Below are 17,935 nucleotides of genomic sequence, written 5' to 3' on the forward strand. Positions count from 1 at the left end.
GCACAGTTGAACGATGAAACGATACGCCTGGTCACGATCGGGCGGATTATCCGTCGGCGCGGGCGGCTTCTCCTCTTCCTCGCCGTCCTGGGCGCGCTCGTCGGCTACGGCACCTCCTTGCTGTTTCCCCCGCGCTATACGACGTCGGCGTCGGTACTGCTGCCGGGCGCGTGGGAGGAGCGCGAGCTGCTGACCCAGGCACAGATCGCGAGCAGTTCGGTGGTGGTCGACCGTGCGGCCGCCACACTCGACTGGGCCGGGGTCAGCGGCGGTGAGCTGCGGGACCGGGTGAGCGCCGAGGCCGCCGACGGGAACATCATCGAGATCTCGGGCACGGCCGACACCCCGGAGCGCGCGCAGCGGCTCTCCGACCAGGTGGCACAGCAGTTCGTCGCCTTCGCCGCGCGGATCGCGGGCGAGGACGGCGACTCCGAGGCGGCGGCGCGGCCCGAGGCACTGCGGCAGTTGGTGGTGCGGACCAGCCGCCGGATCACCGAGCTGGCCGACGCGGCCGACCCGGGGCGGACCGTGGAGAGCGTGCAGACCCGCACCGAGCTGGCGAAGCTGCGCACCACGCTGCAGGAGGCCGTGAAGAAGCTGGACGAGGCCGACCCGGCCGCCGGCAAGGCCAACATGGTGGTGATGGGGCCGGCGGCCCGCCCGGACGGCGAGGCACCGCCGACGAGGACGCAGCTCGTCGGCGGCGGAGCGCTGCTGTTCTTCCTGCTCGGTGTCATCGGCCATCTCACCGCCGCGCGGACGAGTCGCCGGCTGCGCGGCGAACCGGAGATCGCGGCGGCGCTGGGCTCGGCGCCGCTGGGTGCCGTCGACGTTCCCGCCGAACCGCCCGCGCACCGGCCGGAGGACGACGGCCCGCGGGCCCGGATCCGCCGGCTGCTGGGCGTCGACGCCCGGTGGGACCTGCCGAGTCCGCAGACGTCCGGCGACGAGGCCGGGAGGCGGCTCCGCTACCGGCGGGTGTGCGCCCGGTTGCGAGAGCAAGTGTCCTCCCCCCGACGGCTGTTGGTCGTGGTCCCGGAAGGCGACGAGATCGCCCACCGGGCCGCCGGGCTGCTGGCCGCCGAGGCCGAGGGCGATCCGCGGCTGAGGGTGGTGAGCGTGTCGGTGTCCCAGCCGATGGTGCCCGACCGTGGCCACGAGTCCGGCGCCCTGGTCGTGCTCAGCGCGGGCAGCCGGACCGCCGGGGAGCTGTCGGGCATCGCCGAGGCGTGCGCGGACGCCCGGCACGAGGTCGTGGGCAGCGTCCTCGCCGGCGCGGTCCGCGCCCGTCCCGCGCGGTCCGCCGGCCGTCCTCGGGATGCCGCGCCCGCGCTCGCGGCCGGCGACAACGCGGCAGGAGGTTCGGTGTGACGACGACCGGAACGACATCGGAGTCGTCGGCCCCCGCCCCGCTGCTGGACTTGCAGGCACTGGTCGTGGCGGTGCGCAGGCGCCGCCGCCTCTGGAGCTCCATGGCGCTGCTCGGGCTGCTCGTCGGCGCGGCGGTGGCGATCCTGCTGCCGCCACCGCCGACCGCGGTGACCAAGGTGCTGGTCGCGCATCAGGAGGACCAGCCGAACGACCCCGGAACGCTGATCCGCACCGACGTCGAACTGCTGCGGACCACGCGGATCGCCGGCCAGGCCCTGCGGTCCCTCGGGTCCCCGGAGAAGCCGGAGGACTTCATGCGGGACTACGCGGGGACCGGCCTGACCAACAACCTGCTGCGGATCGACGCGACAGGGGACAGCGACGCGGAAGCGGTGGCCCGTGCCGAGGCACTGGCCGACGCGTTCGTAGCGGACCATGTGAAGCGGATACGGGAAGCCGCGAACGCCGAGGCCAAGACCCTGCTCGACCAGCGTGACCGGATGCGGGACGAACTCGCCCAGGTCAACAAGACGATCGGGGACGGGCCGCCGGAGAGCGACCCGAAGGCGTCGGCGGACATGGAGTCGCTCTTCGCCCGCCGGGCCGAACTCACCTCGCGGATCACCGACTTCGGCCAGCGTGCCGCGGAGGCGCGCATCGGCACGCCCCAGCTCATCGCCGGCACGCGGATCGTGGACGCCCCGCACGCGGTGCGGCACTCCCTGCCCAGGACCGCCGCCACCAACGCCGCGATCGGTCTCGTCCTCGGGCTCGTCCTCGGACTCGCGGTGGCCGCGGTCGGCACGGTGGTGGCGGACCGCCCCGTGCTGCGCCGGGACATCGCGGCGAACCTCGGCGCCTCGGTCATCGCGGAGCTGCCCCGTACGGCGCGGGCCGGAATGTGGCAGCGCCGACGGACCAGGGCGGCACGCGAACGGCTCACCACGACCCTGGCCCGCACCGTACGGGGCTCCGCGGAACCGGTGTCGCTGCTGGAACTGGGCTGCGCGCGCGGCGCGAGCGCGATCGCCCTCGACCTCGCCGGGGCACTGGCGGCACAGGGGCCGGTGGCCGTCGTCGACGGTCTGCCCGGCCGGCGGCTCGCGGACCGTCGCCCCAAGCCGGGAGACCCGGCCGTGATCAGCGGCGAGGAGGCCGCGGCCGGGTCACATCAGGAACTCCTGCTCGGCGTCGGCTCGGTGGCGCCCGGCACGGCATGGACCGACCTCCGGTACCTCGGCACCCGGACCGTGCTCGTCGTCCGTGCCGGGCACGGCAGCGCGGCGTGGCTGCACACCGTGGCGCGGCAGCTCGCGGACCAGCGCATCCCGGTGCTCGGCGTGGTCCTGATCGACCCCGATCCGCGTGACCGGACCGACGGCACCCTGTGGAACGGCCCGTACACCACGCCGCGCGGCCACGACGAGCGGCCGGCCCGGCAGAACGGGACAACCCGGCGGCCGACGGAGCGGCTGCCGATGCGGGCGGCGGGCGTCCCGGACAGCGACCAGGAGGGACGGTAGGACATGTGTGGCATCGCAGGCACGTACCGATGGCCGGACGGGAAGATCGTGACCGACCGGCTCACCGACACCCTCGCACACCGCGGCCCGGACGGGGCGGGCCGGTACAGCCACCCCGCCGGTGACGGCGAGGTGCACCTCGGGCACCGTCGCCTCGCCATCATCGACCTGTCGGAGACCGGCGCCCAGCCGATGGTCTCGGGCGGCCTCGCCCTGACGTACAACGGCGAGCTGTACAACGCGCCCGAGCTGCGTGCCGAACTGGCGGCCACCGGGGTGCGCTTCCGCGGGACCTCCGACACCGAGGTGCTGCTGGAGGCCTGGCGGCGCTGGGGCACGGACTGTCTGCCCCGGCTGCGCGGTATGTTCGCCTTCGGGATCTTCGACGAACGGACCGGTGAACTGGTCCTCGCCCGGGACCAGTTGGGTATCAAGCCGCTGTTCCTGCTCCGGCGGGGTGAGGGCCTGGTGTTCGCCTCCGAACTCAAGGCGCTCGCCGCCGCCACCGGCGGGGCGCTGGAGGTCGACCACGCGGCGCTGGTGGCCTCGCTCCTCTACTACTGGGTCCCGGACTCACGGTGCGCGTTCCGCGAGGCGGAGAAGCTGCCGCCGGGGAGCTGGCTCAGGTGCCGGCCCGACGGACGGGTGGAGCGCGGCCGGTACTGGCGGCTGAAGGACGTCGCCGCCGAGGGCCGGGAGCGGGCCCGCGGCGGCGAACTGCCGGACCTGGCCGCCGTCGTCGAGGAGTCGACCCGGCGGCACATGCTCTCCGACGTACCCGTGGCGACCTTCCTCTCCGGCGGGCTCGACTCCAGCTATCTGACCGCCCTGGCGGCCCGTCACCAGCCCGGGATCTCCGCTTACACGATCGGGTTCCGCGCCGAGGACGCCAGGTTCGAGGCGATGCCCGACGACCTGCGCTATGCCCGGCGGGTGGCCGGGCGGTTCGGCGTCGACCTGCGGGAGATCGAGATCGCCCCGGACGTGCTCGATCTGCTGCCGCGGATGACGTACCACCTGGACGAGCCGATCGGTGATCCCGCCGCGATCAACACGTACCTGATCTGTACGGCCGCGCGGGAGGCCGGGGTCAAGGTGATGCTGTCGGGGATGGGCGCCGACGAGCTGTTCGCCGGGTACCGCAAGCATCTGGCCAATCTGCTCGCGCTGCGCTACCAGCGCGTACCGCGGCCCCTGCGGCGCGGGCTGTCCAGGGCCGTGGACCGGCTGCCGGTCGCCTCGGCCCGCCGGGGGTACCGGTCGGTGCGCTTCGCGAAGCGGTTCCTGTCCTTCGCCGAGCTGCCGGAGGAGACGGCGTTCCGGCGCAGCTACACCATGTACGACCAGGACGAGCTGCTCGCCCTGGTCGATCCGGACCTGGCCCCGGCGGTCGAGGACGTGCTGACCGAGCACGCGGACGTCTACGAGGACAACGACCTCGACGACTTCGTCAACCGCATGTGCCTGGGCGACGCCCGGATGTTCCTGCCGGGCCTGAACCTCACCTACACGGACCGCTCCAGCATGGCCGCTTCGACCGAGGTGCGGGTGCCGTATGTGGACGTCGACGTGGTCAGGGCGGCGTTCGCGGTGCCCGGTGACCGGAAGATCGTCGGGCGGCAGGGCAAGGCGGTCCTGAAGGAGGCGGCCACCTCGGTCCTGCCCCGGGAGATCGTGTACCGGCCCAAGGGCCTGTTCAGTGCCCCGCTGCGGGCGTGGATGAGCCGGGACCTCGCGCCGCTGGTGCGTGAGGTGGTGCACGACGGCGAGCTGGTGAGGTCCGGGCTGCTGCGCCGCGACGCGCTGCGGCGGATGGTCGCCCAGGACGCCGCCGGGCAGCGGGACTTCTCCAAGCATCTATGGCATGTGCTGACCCTCGAGTACTGGTATCGCGGCGCGACGTCTGGGGAGTTTGAGTGAAGCAGGTTGTGCAGAACTACAAGAGCGGCGAGCTCGCGCTGCTCGACGTGCCGGTGCCGGAGTGCAAGCCGGGCGGGGTGCTGGTGCGTACCGCGTACTCGCTGATCTCCACCGGCACGGAGGTCATGAAGGTGTCCGAGGCCGGCATGTCGATGCTGGGCAAGGCCCGCTCCCGCCCGGACCAGGTGGCCAAGGTCATGCAGAGCGTGGCCACCAACGGGGTGCCCGCCACCTACCGCAAGGTGGTGGGCAAGCTGGACTCCTACACGCCGCTGGGCTACTCGCTGTGCGGTGTGGTCGAGCGGGTCGGCGCCGGGGTCGACGATGTGAAGGCCGGGGACCTCGTGGCCTGCGCGGGCAACGAGCACGCGCTGCACGCCGAGCTGAACTGGGTGCCGAAGAACCTCTACGTCCCGGTGCCGGACGGCCTCGCACCGCGGCACGCGGCCTTCGGTACCGTCGGGTCGATCGCGATGCAGGGCGTCCGTCAGGGCGAGCCGCAGCTCGGCGAGGTGGCCCTGGTCATCGGCCTCGGGCTGATCGGGCAGCTGGTGGTGCAGCTCCTCACCGCCTCAGGGGTCCGCGTCGTCGGCGTCGACCCCGACCCGGTGCGCTGCGATCTCGCCGAGCGCATGGGCGCGGCGGCCTGCGGCGACCCCGAGTCGGCGGCCGTGGAAGCCGCCGTCGCCGAACTCACCGACGGTCACGGCGTGGACCAGGTGTATCTGGCCGCCGGCGGTGGCGGCAACCAGCCCGTCGAGCTGGCCGCGCGGCTCTGCCGGGACCGTGGCCGGGTCGTCGACATCGGCAAGTGCCGCCTGGACCTGCCGTGGAACGCGTACTACGAGAAGGAGCTCGACGTCCGGTTCTCCCGCAGTTACGGCCCCGGGCGCTACGACCCGGAGTACGAGCTGGAGGGCCGGGACTACCCGATCGGCTATGTGCGCTGGACCGAGCGGCGCAACCTGGCGTGCTTCCTCGATCTCGCCGCCCGCGGCCGGGTCGACGTGGAGCCCCTGGTCTCCCACGTCGCCGACTTCGATGACGCCGTGGAGACGTACCAGCGCCTGAAGGACGGCGGGTTGAAGGCCGTGGCCGTGCTGTTCCGGTACCCCGAACAGACGGTGGAGGCCGAGGCTCCGGCGGTGGCCGTTCCCCCGGTGAACGTGAAACGGAGTCCGGCCCGTGCCGCCGGGACGCCGGTGCGCCTGGCGTTCGTCGGCGCGGGGAACTACGCGACGTCCATGCTGCTGCCGCACCTGGCCGGGCGCGACGGCGTGGAGTTGTCCACGGTCGTCACCACCACGGCGCTGTCCGGGGCCAACGCGCAGCGGAAGTTCGGCTTCGCGGAGGCGACCACCGATCTCGACGCCGTGCTCGGCGACACGTCGGTCGACGCGGTGTTCGTGGTCACCCGGCACAGCTCGCACGCCGAACTCACCCGGAGGGCTCTGTTGGCAGGCAAGGCCGTGTTCGTGGAGAAGCCGCTGGCCCTCACCGAGGACGAACTGGCGAGTGTGCTCGCCGCGGTGGAGGAGTCCGGCAACGACCGGCTGCAGGTGGGCTTCAACCGCCGGTTCGCGCCGCTGCTGCAGGAGGCCAAGGCGCGTTTCGGCGCCCGGACCGGTCCGGCGAGCCTGCGCTACCTGGTCAACGCGGGCCGGCTGCAGCAGGGCAGCTGGTATCTCCGGCAGGGCACGGAGGGCTCGCGGTTCGAGGGCGAGGGCGGGCACTTCATCGACACGGCGAGCTGGCTGCTCGGGGCCGACCCGGTCTCGGTGTACGCGGTCGCCACGTCCGGCAACGACGACCCGCAGGTCGTGCTGCGCTACCCGGACGGGTCCACCGCCACCATCAGCTACGTCACCACCGGCGCGCCGGGCTTCCCGAAGGAGACGCTGGACCTCGTCGCGGACGGCAAGGTGCTGCGGCTCGACGACTTCGTCCGTGCCTCGGTCCACGGCCGCAAGAAGTGGGTCAGTTCACGGCTGCCCAGGGCCCGGGACAAGGGGCAGAACGCCGAGCTGGCCGCGTTCGTCAAGGCCGTGCGGACCGGCGGGCCGATGCCGGTGCCGCTGGAGTCGCTGGTCGCCACCACGTCGGCCACTCTCGCGGTGCGGGCCGGTCTGGCAGGCGGCGCGCCGGTGACCTTGGCGAGGACGCGATGACGGTGACCTCGGGGAGCGCGGGCTGGTACTTACGGCGGCTGTCCCGGATGGGACCACGGGAGGTCGGCGGCCGGGCGGGCGACGTGGTGCGCAGGCGGCTGTGGCGGTCGGCGCCGCCGGACTGCCCGAGCGTGACCGGCGCCCGGTTCACCGCCCTCCTGCCTCCCGGGACGATCGACTCGGTGCCGCCGGACGCCGCGAAGCGTCTCGTCGCCGAGGCGGACCGGCTGATGGCCGGGCACGCCACGTACTTCGGGGTGGACCGCGGCGACCTGACCGACCCGGACTGGTGCCACGACCCGAAGACCGGGCGCCGGGCTCCGTCGGTCTACGCCTTCGACGTGCCGTACCGCAGCGAGGACGCGGTCGGGGACATCAAGCAGATCTGGGAGCCGTCCCGGCATCAGTACCTCACCGTGCTCGCCGCCGCCTACGCGATCACCGGGGACGAGCGGTACGCCGAGCGCGTGGCCGCGCACCTGCGGTCCTGGTGGACGGCCAACCCGCCGCTGCGGGGCGTGCACTGGATCAGCGGCATCGAGCTGGGCATCCGGCTGCTGTCCTGGGTGTGGATCCGCCGGCTGCTCGACGCTTGGCCGGGCGCGGCCGGGCTGTTCGAGGGCAACCCGGTGGCGCTGAACCAGATCTGGCACCACCAGCGCTGGCTGGCCGCCTTCCCCAGCCGGGGGTCCTCGGCGAACAACCACGTCATCGCCGAGACCGCCGGGCAGTTCGCGGCGGCCTGCGCGTTCGGGTGGTTCCCCTCCTCGGAGCGCTGGCGGGCCGACGCGCTGCGGTCCCTGGAGCGGCGGCTGCGCGCCAACACCTTCCCCTCCGGCCTCAACCGCGAGCTGGCCACCGAGTACCACGGGCTGGTGCTGGAACTCGGCCTGGCCGCGGTGGCGGAGGCGGATGCCGCCGCCGTGCCGGTCCCCGCGACGATCCGGCTGGTGCTGCTGCGGATGACCGACGCGCTCGCGGCCGTCGTGGACAACCGGCTGCGGCCGCCGCGCCAAGGGGACGCGGACGACGGGCACGGACTGGTCGTGGACGGGGCGGGCACCGACCGCTGGGGCTCGCTGCTGGCCACCGGGGACGCCGTGTTCGGACGGCTCGCCTGGTGGCCGGCGGTGCCCGGCACCGATGTGCGCACCCCGCTCCTGGCCGCGCTCATCCGGCCGTACGCGAGGAAGGCGACCGCGCGCCCGGCGAGCCGGCCGGCCCATTTCGCCGACGCGGGCATGACCGTCCTGCGCGGCCCCGGGGAGATCTGGTGCCGCTGCGACGGCGGTCCGCACGGGTTCCTGTCCATCGCCGCGCACGCCCACGCCGACGCGCTGTCCGTGGAGGTCCGGCACGACGGGGTCGACGTGCTCGCCGACCCGGGGACGTACTGCTACCACGGGCAGCCCGAGTGGCGGCGGTACTTCCGGTCGACCCTCGGCCACAACACCCTGGAACTGGACGGCGGTGACCAGTCCGTCTCCGGCGGCCCGTTCCTGTGGACCCGGCAGGCCCGCAGCCGCGTCCTGGTCGCGGACACCGCCGGTGAGGGTGTGACCCGCTGGAGCGCCGAGCACGACGGCTACCAGGGCTCCGTGCACCGGCGCAGGGTGGAACTGACGTACGCGAGCCGGGAGTTGAGGGTGGTCGACGAGGTGCGCGGCCCGCGCCGGGCCGTGCGTCTGGCGTTCCACCTCGGCCCGGCGATCAGCGCTGACCTGGTGGAGAACCGGGCCGTGCTCAGCTGGAGCCGGGACGGCGAGGACCGCTCCGCGACGCTCGACCTGCCCGGGCAGCTGTCCTGGCGGGCGCGTCGCGGCGAGACCGATCCGCCACTGGGCTGGTACTCCCCCGGCTTCGGGCGCAAGGAGCCCTCCACCACGCTGGTCGGCACCGGCTTCGCCGACGGCGGGCCGGGGTTCACCACCGTCCTCGCGTTCCACGGCTAGGGGGTCACGTGGGGATCAAGTGGCGGCACCGGGCGTTACCGGCGGTTCCGCTGGCGCTGGCCCTGCTGGCGGCGACCGGCTGCGAGAGCACGCCGGGCGCGCGGCCGGAGCCGGCCGCCGCGCCGTCCACCTCCACGGCCACGGCCCCTTCCGTGGCCCGGGTGTGCGCCGAGCCCGAGGCCGGGCCGGCGAAGGCACCGGCGGGCGCGGTGACGGTCGACTCCACGGTGACCGGTGACCTGGCCGCGAAGACGAAGAGCAACCCGCCGAACACCACTTTCTGGCTCCGGCCGGGCAGGCACAGGCTCGAACCGGACCGCTACGCCCAGGTCATCCCCAAGAAGGGGAACCGTTATCTCGGCGCGCCGGGCGCGGTGCTCGACGGCCGGAAGACCAACCAGTACGCGTTCGGCGGCACCGCCCGCGACGTCACCATCCGGCACCTGACCGTGCGGGGCTTCGTCGCGCCGCACAACGAGGGCGTGGTCAACCATGACTCGGCCGACGGGTGGGTGATCGAGCACGCGACGATCCGGAACAACTCCGGCGCCGGGCTGATGGCCGGGGCCCGCCAGCGGGTCCGCGCCAGCTGCCTGCGCGACAACGGGCAGTACGGCATGAACGCGTACAAGGCCAAGGGCCGTATCAGCGGCCTGGTGGTCGAGGGCAACGAGATCACGGGCAACAACACCGACGACTGGGAGCGGCGGCGGGAAGGCTGCGGCTGCACCGGAGGCGTCAAGTTCTGGGCCGTCGACGGCGCCGACGTGCGCGGCAACTGGGTGCACGACAACCGCGGAGCCGGGTTGTGGGCGGACACCAACAACAACGACTTCCGCATCGAGGACAACGTGCTGGAGGCCAACGACGGTGCCGCGCTGATCTACGAGACCAGCTACAACGCGGTCATCCGGAAGAACACGATCCGGCGGAACAACCGGGTCGAGGGCCGCAGAGCCGCCGACCGAGGCGACAACTTCCCGTTCGCGACCGTCTACCTGTCCGAGTCCGGCGGCGAACCCCGCGTCCGGGCCCGCACGGACAAGATCGAGATCTACCGGAACGTGCTGGAGGACAACTGGTCCGGGATCACCCTGTGGGAGAACGCCGACCGGTTCTGCAACAGCCCGGCCAACACCTCGTCCGGTGACTGCACGCTGCTGGTGAAGGACACCGACCGCTGCGCGCGGCCGGGGATCGGCAGGGCACCGCTCTACGCCGACTGCCGGTGGAAGACCCAGCGGGTGGACATCCACCACAACCGCTTCGTGCTGGACCCGTCCGCCGTCGGGTGCACGGTGAAGTGCGACCGCATGGCGGTGCTGGCCAACTACGGCACCTATCCGGACTGGTCGCCCTACCAGGGCGAGCGGGTGGCGGAGGCGATCACCCGCGGGCAGCACAACCGCTGGCACGACAACGTCTACGTGGGGCCGTGGAAGTTCGTCGCCCACGACCCGAGCCGGGTGCTCGACTTCGGGCAGTGGCAGGGCACGCCGTACCGGCAGGACGCGGGCAGCACCTTCCGCGCACGGGACGGTGGGTGAGATGTCCACGTCGCATGTGCCGAGGATCGTCGGTACGGCCTGGGGGCTGCTGATCCTCAACACGCTCGGCTCCGCCGGGGCGAAGACCATCGTCCCGCTGCCGCGCTCCCTCATCCAGATGGTCACCATGGGCGCGCTGGTCGCCGCGTTCGCGCTGGCGCTCGCCGTCAATGTCCGGCTGCGCGTCCGGGCCAGTGCCTTCGTGTTCCTGCTCTCCCTGCTGCTGGTGGTGAGCGTGATCTCCAGCGCGAGCCTGGAGTCCGGGTTCGGCGCGCTGTTCCGCTGCGCCCGGCTGGCCCTCTTCGTCACCACGCTGTGGCTGCTCAGCCGCTGGTGGGACGGCGGCCTGACGTACGTCCGGCACCACATCCGGATGTACTTCGCGGTCCTCGGGTCGGTGGCCGCGGGCCTGGCCATCTCACCGGGGGCCGCGCTGCCCGAACTCTACGGCGGGCGGCTGGTCGGCGCGTTGTGGCCGCTCACCCCGCCGCAGATCGGACAGTACGCCGCGGTGATCATCGGGCTCACCGTGCTTCTCGTGCTGGGCCGCCGGACCGACAGGACCAGCGCGGCGGTGATCATCGTGCCGGCCCTCGTCCTGCTCGCGCTGACCCATACCCGCACGGCCACGCTCGGCCTGTTCGCCGGGCTGGCGCTGGCGATCGGCTCCCTGGTCCTGACCAGCGCCGCCGCCCGCCGGTTCTTCGCCTGGGCGGTGGTGTGCGCCGCCGTGGCCGCGGTGGGGTTCAGCTCCGCGCTGCAGGCGTGGTTCCTGCGCGGACAGAGCCAGGAGAACTTCACCAGCCTCACCGGCCGGGCCAAGGTCTGGAACGCCCTGCTGGCAGCCGACCGGACGACCTCGGAGCAGTGGTTCGGGGCGGGCCTGGGCGACAAGTCGTTCGGCGGGCTGCCGATCGACAACAGCTGGCTCGCGGTCTACCACGAGCAGGGTCTGGTCGGCGTCGCCTTGGTGGCGGCGGTCTTCGTCGTGCTGGGCGGCGTCGCGCTGCTGCGGCCGCCGTCACTGCCGAGGGCCTGCGCGATCTTCCTGATCAGCTACTGCGCGATCGCGTCGTACACCGAGGCCGGACTGGGCGACGCCTCGCCGTATCTGCTGCATCTGGCGGTGGCGGCCTCGCTGCTGGCCGCGCCTGCCGCGGCCACGCCCCTCCCGACGCCCGAACTCCCTGACCGACGTGTCCCGCGCTGGGCGCGGCGAACGGAGGTGATCTGACCATGCACGGCCTTCACGTGCTCGTAGTGCACAACCGCTACGCCTCGGCGCAGCCGAGCGGGGAGAACAAGGTCGTCGACCAGGAGGTGGCGCTGCTGCGCGAAGCCGGTCACCGGGTCGGGGTGTTCGAGCGGCGCAGCGACGACATCGCCGCCCGCTCCCTGCCCGGCAAGGCCGCGATACCGCTGCTGGTGCCGTGGAACCCGGCGGTCCGCGCGGAGCTCGCCGCCCGGCTCCGCTCCGAGCGCCCGGACGTGGTGCACGTCCACAACGTCTTCCCGCTGCTGTCGCCCGCGGTGCTGGCCGCCTGCGCCGACGCCGGCGTGCCCGCCGTCGCCACGCTGCACAACTACACCCAGGTCTGTCCGCCGGGCACGCTGCAGCGGGACGGCCGGCCGTGCACCGCGTGCGTCGGGTCGACGCCACTGCCCGCCGTCCGGCACGGCTGCTACCGGAACTCCCGGCTGGCCACGGTGCCGCTCGCGGTCAGTCTGTCGGTCAACCGGCGGCGGTGGTGGTCCGGCGTGGAGCGGTTCTTCTGCATCTCCGCGGCGCAGCGCGACGTCCTGGTGCGGGCCGGCATGCCGGCCGAGCGGCTGACGGTGAAGCACAACTTCGTGCCCGAACCGGGCACCTGCCGCGAGGGCGCCGGTGAGCATCTGCTCTGTCTCGGCCGGCTCGCGGAGGCCAAGGGCGTGCGGCTGCTCATGGCCGCGTGGGACGAGGTCGCGGCGAGCGGCGGTGTGGGCGTGCCGCTCGTGATCGCCGGCTCGGGGCCGCTGGAGCCGGAGGTGACCGCCTGGGCGGCGGGCCGGGACGACGTGCGCTACGTCGGCCTGTACGACACGGCCCAGTGCCAGAAGGCCATCGCGCGTGCCGTCGCCGTGGTGGCTCCCTCGACGTGGCTGGAGGCGTTCGGCCTGGTCGTCGTCGAGGCGATGGCCGCGGGGGTCCCGGTCGTCGCCGCCGGTCACGGGGCCTTCGTCGAACTCGTCGAGGACGAGGTGACCGGGCTGCTGCACCGGCCGGGCGACACCGCCTCGCTCGCGGACCGCCTGCGCCGGATCACGGCAGGGCAGGCCCGCAACCAGGAGATGGGCCGGGCGGCCCGGCGCCGGTACGAGCAGGGCTTCAGTCCGGCCGTCGGGCTGGAGCGACTGGTGGCGGGGTACCGCTCCGCGATCGCGGGGCGGGCGGAATCAAACGGGGACCGAATCGATGGGGACCGAATCAATGGGGGGCAGTAAATGACACGATGCAGACTCTGCGGCTCGGCGGCGCTGGAGAGCGTCGTCGACCTCGGGGCGACACCGCCCTGCGAGAGTTTTCTCGCCGCGGACCAGCTGGACCTGCCGGAACCGGCGTACCCGCTGCATCTGCGGGTCTGCACCGACTGCTGGCTGGCGCAGATCCCGCCGCTGATCACGCCGGAGGAGACGTTCAGCGAGTACGCGTACTTCTCGTCCTTCTCGACGTCCTGGGTGGAGCACGCGCGCACGTTCGTCACCGACGCGGTCCAGCGGCTGGACCTCGGCGCCGAAGCCTTCGTGGTCGAGGTCGCGAGCAACGACGGGTACCTGCTGAGGCATGTGGTGGACCACGGCGTCCGCTGCCTCGGCATCGAGCCGTCGGTGAACGTCGGCGCCGCGGCGCGGGACGCGGGTGTGCCCACGCTCACGGAGTTCCTGAGCCCGGACACCGGCGCGGCCGTCCGCGCCGAGCACGGCCCGGCGGACCTGGTCGTGGCCAACAACGTGTACGCGCACATCCCCGACGTGGTCGGGTTCACCAAAGGGCTGCGGGCCCTGGTCGCCGACGACGGCTGGGTCTCCGTCGAGGTGCAGCACCTGCTGACCCTGATCGAGGAGAACCAGTACGACACGATCTACCACGAGCACTTCCAGTACTACACGGTCGCGTCCGCGATCCGGGCCCTGGCGAGCGGCGGACTCGCACTCGTGGACGTCGAGTTGCTGCCCACGCACGGCGGTTCCATCCGGTTGTGGGCCCGGCCCGCGGAGGTGGCCGGGGAGCCGACCCCGCGGGTGGCCGACGTGCTGGCCCGGGAGAAGGCCGCCGGGCTCCAGGAGCTGTCCGGGTACACGGAGTTCTCCGCCCGGGTGGCCAAGGTGCGCCGGGACCTGCTGCGGTTCCTCATCGAGGCGGCCGAGCGCGGTGAGACGGTCGTCGGCTACGGCGCCCCGGGCAAGGGCAACACCCTCCTCAACCACTGCGGCATCCGGCCCGACCTGCTCGCGTACACGGTCGACCGCAACCCCTACAAGCACGGCAGGTTCACACCCGGCACCCGCGTTCCGATCCTGCCGCCCGAGCGGATAGCCGCCGACAAGCCGGACTGGGTGCTCGTCCTCCCGTGGAACCTGCGGGCCGAGCTGGTCGAGCAGCTGTCCTTCGTGGGCGAGTGGGGCGGCCGGCTGGTCTTTCCCATCCCGGAACTGAGCATTGTCGAGGTCAAGGCATGAAGGTCGTACTGTTCTGCGGCGGTTACGGGATGCGGATGCGGAGCGGTGCCGCGGACGACGTGCCCAAGCCGATGGCGATGGTCGGCCCCAGGCCGCTGATCTGGCACGTCATGCGCTACTACGCCCACTTCGGGCACAAGGAGTTCATCCTGTGCCTCGGGTACGGGGCCCATCACATCAAGGACTTCTTCCTCAACTACGAGGAGACGACCTCCAACGACTTCGTGCTGCGGGACGGGCGCACCGAGCTGCTGTCCACCGACATCGCCGACTGGACGATCACGTTCGCCCAGACCGGCATCGAGTCGCCGATCGGGGAGCGGCTGCGCCGAGTGCGGCACCACCTGGACGGCGACGAGATGTTCCTCGCCAACTACGCCGACGTGCTCACCGACGCCCCGCTGCCGGAGATGATCGACCGGTTCGCCCGCCGCGACGCCGGCGCGTCGATGATGGTGGTGCCGCCGCAGTCCTCGTTCCACTGCGTGGACCTGGGCGAGGACGGCCTGGTGGGAGGCATCACCGCGGTGAGCGACATGCCGCTGTGGGAGAACGGCGGCTACTTCGTGCTCCGTCAGGAGGTCTTCGACCACATCCCGGAGAACGGGGACCTGGTGGCCGACGGCTGCGCCCGGCTTGCCAAGCAGGGGCGGCTGGTGGCGCACCGGCACCGCGGCTTCTGGAAGCCGACCGACACCGTGAAGGAACGGGCCGCGCTCGACGAAGCGTATGCCCGCGGCGACCGCCCGTGGGCCGTGTGGGAGCGGGACAGCGTCGGAGCGGGGGCGTGATCCGGCTCGGGGCCGGGCCCCTGGACCGGATCGTCGCGGTGGGCGCGCACTGCGACGACATCGCCATCGGCGCGGGCGGCACGCTGCTGACGCTGTGCCTCGCGCGGCCGGGTGTCCGCGTCGACGCGCTGGTGCTCTCCGGCGGGGGCGGCGAGCGGGAGCAGGAGGAGCGGGCCGCGCTCGCCGCGTTCTGCCCCGGCGCCGATCTGCGGCTGACCGTGCTCAAGCTGCCGGACGGCCGGCTGCCCGCGCACTGGGAGGAGGCCAAGGCCGCGGTCGAGGAGCTGCGCGAGCGGACCGAGCCGGACCTGATCCTCGCACCGCGCACCGGGGACGCGCACCAGGACCACCGCGGCCTGGCGCGGTTGCTGCCCACCGCGTTCCGCGACCACCTCGTACTGGGCTACGAGATCGTCAAGTGGGACGGCGATCTCGGCCGTCCGACGGCGTACCAGCCGCTGTCCCCGGAGACCGCCGAACGGAAGGTCCGGCTGCTGCAGGAGCACTACCCCTCGCAGCGGCACCGGCCCTGGTACGACCGGGAGGCCTTCCTCGGTCTCGCACGGATCCGCGGCATCGAATGCCACGAGCGCTACGCCGAGGCGTTCGACGTCACCAAACTCACGCTCCATCTGGGGGGATGAACCATGCGCGTACTGCTGACCGGACATCAGGGCTACCTGGGCACCGTGATGGCCCCGGTCCTCACCGCCGCCGGGCACGAGGTCGTCGGCCTCGACGCCGGACTGTTCGCCGACTGCGTCCTGGGCCCGTCGCCCACGGACCCGTCGGGGCACCGCGTCGACCTGCGCGACGTCACGGCCGACCACGTGGCCGGGGTGGACGCCGTGATCCACCTCGCCGCGCTGTCCAACGACCCGCTGGGATCGCTGGCGCCGGAGCTCACCTACGACATCAACCACCACGCCTCCGTACGGCTGGCCCGGCTGGCCCGCGACGCCGGGGTGCGGCGCTTCCTGTACGCGTCCACCTGCTCGGTCTACGGCGCGGCGGGCGGTGACGAGCTGGTGGGCGAGGAGGCCCCGCTGCGCCCGGTGACGCCGTACGCGGAGTCCAAGGTGCGGGTGGAGGACGACCTGCACGCGCTGGCCGACGGCGACTTCACTCCGGTGTTCATGCGCAACGCCACCGCCTTCGGCTACTCCCCCAGGCTGCGCGCCGACATCGTGCTGAACAACCTGGTGGGCCACGCGCTGCTGTCCGGCGAGGTGCTCGTGCTCTCCGACGGCACCCCCTGGCGGCCGCTGGTGCACGCCGCCGACATCGCCCGTGCCTTCACGGCCGCCCTGACCGCGCCACGGGAAGCGGTGCACGACCGGGCGTTCAACATCGGCAGCGAGGCCAACAACGTCACGGTCGCCGAGATCGCCGAGCAGGTCGCCGAGGCGGTGTCCGGCTCGAAGGTGGTGATCACCGGGGAGAACGGCGCCGATCCACGGTCGTACCGGGTGGACTTCTCCCGGTTCCGCGCCGCGATCCCCGGCTTCGACTGTGAGTGGACGGTGAAGCGGGGCGCGCTCGAACTCGCCGACGCCTACCGCGAACACGGCCTCACCCAGGAGGACTTCGACCGGCGCTTCACCCGGCTCGCCGTGTTGCGCGCGGCGTCCGACGCGGGTGCCGTCGACGACACCCTGCGATGGCGCCGATGACCGCTGTCGGCGAGGAGATGCACGCCCTGGTGGAGCGGCTCTACCCGCTCTGCCGGAGCATCACCGGCGACGGGGTGCGCGCCACCCTGGAGATCGTCGGCGAGTACGTCCCGCTGCGGGTGCACGAGGTACCGACCGGGACGCAGGTGCTCGACTGGACGGTGCCGCAGGAGTGGAACATCCGGGACGCCTACATCGCGGACGCCGCCGGCGACCGGGTCGTCGACTTCGCCGCGTCCAGTCTGCACGTGCTCGGCTACAGCGTGCCGGTGTCGCGGACCATGCCGCTGTCCGAGCTGCGCGAACACCTGCACACCCTGCCGGACCATCCCGGTTGGGTGCCGTACCGCACCAGCTACTACAAGCCGGAATGGGGGTTCTGCCTGGCCCAGGAGACCCTGGACGCGCTGCCGGACGGCGACTACGAGGTGTGCGTCGACTCCACCCTCGCGGACGGCCACCTCACCTACGCCGAGCACGTGGCCCCCGGGCAGGTCTCCGACGAGGTGATCGTCTCCTGCCACGTCTGCCACCCGTCGCTGGCCAACGACAACCTGGCCGGCATCGCGGTGGCGACGTTCCTGGCCCGGGCGCTGGCGGAGCAGACGCCCTACTACACCTACCGGTTCATCTTCGCGCCCGGCACCATCGGGGCGATCACCTGGCTGGCCCGCAACGCGGAGCGGATCGAGCGGGTCAAGCACGGCCTCGTGCTGGCCTGCGCCGGGGACCCGGGGCAACTGACGTACAAGCAGAGCAGGCGCGGCGACGCGGAGATCGACCGGGTGCTGCGGCATGTGCTGACCGCCTCCGAACGCCCGCACCGCATCACCGAGTTCACGCCGTACGGCTACGACGAGCGGCAGTTCTGCTCGCCCGGGTTCGACCTCGGCGTGGGCTCGCTCAGCCGGACCCCGTACGCCGGCTACCCCGAGTACCACACGTCGGCGGACAACCCGGACTTCGTCTCCCCGGAGGCGATGGCGGACACCCTCGCCGTCTGCCGCGAGGCGTTCTCGGTGCTGGACCGCAACCGGCGGTACGTCAACCTCAGTCCCTACGGCGAACCACAGCTCGGCAGGCGCGGGCTGTACGACTCGCTCGGCGGGCGCAGCGACGCGAAGCAGGCCCAGCTGGCCATGCTCTGGGTGCTCAGCCTCTCCGACGGCGAGCACGGTCTGCTGGACGTCGCCGAGCGGTCCGGGCTGCCGTTCGACACCGTCGCCGCCGCGGCCGGCGCCCTGCACGGCGCCGGGCTGATCAAGGCATGACG

General features: G+C 72.7%; 13 protein-coding genes. All 13 read left to right on the plus strand.

Going from position 1 to position 17,935, the window contains the following annotated elements:
* Window positions 1-6: 6 nt before the first annotated feature.
* The 13 genes from ACFZBT_RS25475 to ACFZBT_RS25535 are packed head-to-tail and all read left to right on the plus strand — an operon-like array spanning window position 7 to window position 17,933.
* Complete coding sequence (locus tag ACFZBT_RS25475; protein WP_391107504.1) at window positions 7-1,371, plus strand: Wzz/FepE/Etk N-terminal domain-containing protein; 1,365 nt, start codon at window positions 7-9, stop codon at window positions 1,369-1,371.
* Window positions 1,368-2,894 carry a Wzz/FepE/Etk N-terminal domain-containing protein gene (locus tag ACFZBT_RS25480; protein WP_391107507.1) on the plus strand — a complete coding sequence of 509 codons (1,527 nt, stop codon included), beginning with the start codon at window positions 1,368-1,370 and terminating at the stop codon, window positions 2,892-2,894. The genes ACFZBT_RS25475 and ACFZBT_RS25480 overlap by 4 nt, the downstream gene beginning before the upstream one ends.
* Before the next feature lie 3 nt (window positions 2,895-2,897).
* Window positions 2,898-4,814: an asparagine synthase (glutamine-hydrolyzing) gene (gene asnB / locus ACFZBT_RS25485; RefSeq protein WP_391107510.1), complete on the plus strand. Its 1,917-nt coding sequence runs from the start codon at window positions 2,898-2,900 to the stop codon at window positions 4,812-4,814.
* The gene (locus ACFZBT_RS25490; protein WP_391107513.1) at window positions 4,811-6,982 is read left to right on the plus strand and encodes a Gfo/Idh/MocA family oxidoreductase; all 2,172 of its coding nucleotides are present in this window, start codon (window positions 4,811-4,813) and stop codon (window positions 6,980-6,982) included. Before asnB ends, ACFZBT_RS25490 begins: the two co-directional genes overlap by 4 nt.
* Window positions 6,979-8,934, plus strand: a complete 1,956-nt coding sequence (locus tag ACFZBT_RS25495) for a heparinase II/III family protein (RefSeq protein WP_391107516.1) — start codon at window positions 6,979-6,981, stop codon at window positions 8,932-8,934. Before ACFZBT_RS25490 ends, ACFZBT_RS25495 begins: the two co-directional genes overlap by 4 nt.
* A gap of 8 nt (window positions 8,935-8,942) precedes the next feature.
* On the plus strand, window positions 8,943-10,481 hold the full coding sequence (locus tag ACFZBT_RS25500) for a right-handed parallel beta-helix repeat-containing protein (RefSeq protein ID WP_391107519.1): 1,539 nt from the start codon (window positions 8,943-8,945) through the stop codon (window positions 10,479-10,481).
* A 1-nt stretch (window position 10,482) separates the two neighbouring features.
* The gene (locus ACFZBT_RS25505) at window positions 10,483-11,715 is read left to right on the plus strand and encodes an O-antigen ligase domain-containing protein (RefSeq protein WP_391107521.1); all 1,233 of its coding nucleotides are present in this window, start codon (window positions 10,483-10,485) and stop codon (window positions 11,713-11,715) included.
* Window positions 11,716-11,717: 2 nt separating this feature from the next.
* Window positions 11,718-12,962 carry a glycosyltransferase gene (locus ACFZBT_RS25510; RefSeq protein WP_391107524.1) on the plus strand — a complete coding sequence of 415 codons (1,245 nt, stop codon included), beginning with the start codon at window positions 11,718-11,720 and terminating at the stop codon, window positions 12,960-12,962.
* Window positions 12,963-14,198 (plus strand): methyltransferase domain-containing protein, encoded by a 1,236-nt coding sequence (locus tag ACFZBT_RS25515; protein ID WP_391107527.1) that lies wholly within the window; start codon window positions 12,963-12,965, stop codon window positions 14,196-14,198.
* Complete coding sequence (locus ACFZBT_RS25520; protein ID WP_391107529.1) at window positions 14,195-14,989, plus strand: glucose-1-phosphate cytidylyltransferase; 795 nt, start codon at window positions 14,195-14,197, stop codon at window positions 14,987-14,989. Before ACFZBT_RS25515 ends, ACFZBT_RS25520 begins: the two co-directional genes overlap by 4 nt.
* Window positions 14,986-15,633, plus strand: a complete 648-nt coding sequence (locus ACFZBT_RS25525; RefSeq protein ID WP_391107532.1) for a PIG-L family deacetylase — start codon at window positions 14,986-14,988, stop codon at window positions 15,631-15,633. The genes ACFZBT_RS25520 and ACFZBT_RS25525 overlap by 4 nt, the downstream gene beginning before the upstream one ends.
* A 3-nt stretch (window positions 15,634-15,636) precedes the next feature.
* On the plus strand, window positions 15,637-16,662 hold the full coding sequence (locus ACFZBT_RS25530) for an NAD-dependent epimerase/dehydratase family protein (RefSeq protein ID WP_391107535.1): 1,026 nt from the start codon (window positions 15,637-15,639) through the stop codon (window positions 16,660-16,662).
* On the plus strand, window positions 16,650-17,933 hold the full coding sequence (locus tag ACFZBT_RS25535; protein WP_391107538.1) for a DUF4910 domain-containing protein: 1,284 nt from the start codon (window positions 16,650-16,652) through the stop codon (window positions 17,931-17,933). Before ACFZBT_RS25530 ends, ACFZBT_RS25535 begins: the two co-directional genes overlap by 13 nt.
* Window positions 17,934-17,935: the final 2 nt, after the last annotated feature.

The organism is Streptomyces sp. NPDC008137, from assembly GCF_042957035.1.
GTDB lineage: Bacteria > Actinomycetota > Actinomycetes > Streptomycetales > Streptomycetaceae > Streptomyces.